Raw genomic sequence first — 1,405 nt, 5'->3', positions numbered from 1 at the left:
CTCCCCGGCCCGGCGGGCACGCTGCCGCTGGCCGAGGGCAACTGGTACCTGTACCTGCGCGCGGTGGGCGACAGCGACCCCGAGCGCCGCGTCCCCGTCCTCGTCGCGACCGCCCGCCACCCGGAGCTGCCGCTGACCCGGACCCTGGGCGGCCGGGACTTCCTCGTGCAGCGCCGCCACCACGACCAGCTGCTGCTCAGCTCGGGCTCCTCGCTGCCCGAGACGGACCGAGGGCGCGGCGCGCAGGCCGCGCTGCGCACCGGTTACGCGACGCAGCGCACCCTGCCGCGCCGCGACGCCGTCCTCTACATCAGCTTCGACGGGCGCCAGCACTCCGACTCGCCGCGCGCCGTCTTCGACGAACTGGCCGCCCGGGGGATCGCGTTGGAGCATCTGTGGGTCGTGCGCGACCAGCAGGTGGAGCTGCCGGCCGGCGCCACGCCCGTCGCGCTGTGGAGCGCCGCCTGGTACGAGGCGCTGGCCCGCTGCCGTTACGTCGTCACCAACACCCACCTGCCCGAGTGGTTCGAGCGCGCCGAGGGCCAGTACGTCGTCCAGACCTGGCACGGCACGCCCCTCAAGCGGATCGGCCGCGACCTGCTGGGCAGCGTCTCCGCCGACCCGAAGTACATCGCCACGCTGCCGGCCCGCGCCGACCAGTGGTCGCTGCTCGTCTCCCCGAACAGCTTCTCCACGCCGGTGCTGCGCAGCGCCTTCGGCTACACCGGCGACGTCCTCGCCTCCGGCTACCCGCGCAACGACCTGCTGCACGACGCCGACCGCGACAAGCACGCCGCGTCCGTGCGCGAGCGCCTCGGCGTCCCCGACGGCAAGCGCGTCATCCTCTACGCCCCGACCTGGCGCGAGAACCAGCCCCGCAGGTCCGGGCGGTACGGACTCGACCTGCAGCTCGACCTCGCCGCGGCCGAGGCGGCCCTCGGCGACGACCACGTCCTCCTCGTGCGCCGCCACTACCTGGTCGGCGGCGCCGTGCCCACGTCCGAGTTCGTCCGCGACGTCTCCCGTCACCCCGACGCGGCCGAACTCCTGCTGATCGCCGACGTGTTGGTGACGGACTACTCCTCGATGATGTTCGACTTCGCGCAGACGGGTCGGCCGATGCTCTTCCACACCTACGACCTCGACCACTACCGCGACACCCTGCGCGGCTTCTACTTCGACTTCTCCGCGCAGGCGCCGGGACCGCTGCTGCGCACCAGCGACGAGGTGATCGCCGCGCTGCTCGACCCGGACGCCGCGGTCGCCGGGCACCGGGAGGCGTACGGCCGGTTCCGGGAGGCGTTCTGCGACCTCGACGACGGCAGCGCCGCGGCCCAGGTCGCCGACGCGATGCTGGCCCACGGCGCGGACGGGGGCCGTCGATGAGCACCGCACGCGCGACGGG

1 protein-coding gene is annotated in these 1,405 nt (G+C 74.0%); it reads left to right on the top strand.

The features are described 5' to 3' along the window. Positions 1-1,386: CDP-glycerol glycerophosphotransferase family protein (locus tag G3I40_RS13465; protein WP_203643987.1), on the top strand; the 1,386-nt coding region annotated here is incomplete at its 5' end. Positions 1,387-1,405: the final 19 nt, after the last annotated feature.

It is taken from the genome of Streptomyces sp. SID14478 (assembly GCF_010548525.1).
Classification (GTDB): domain Bacteria; phylum Actinomycetota; class Actinomycetes; order Streptomycetales; family Streptomycetaceae; genus Streptomyces.
The sequence above is the reverse complement of the archived record's forward strand: the minus strand, read 5'-3'. Positions and strand labels throughout refer to the sequence as shown.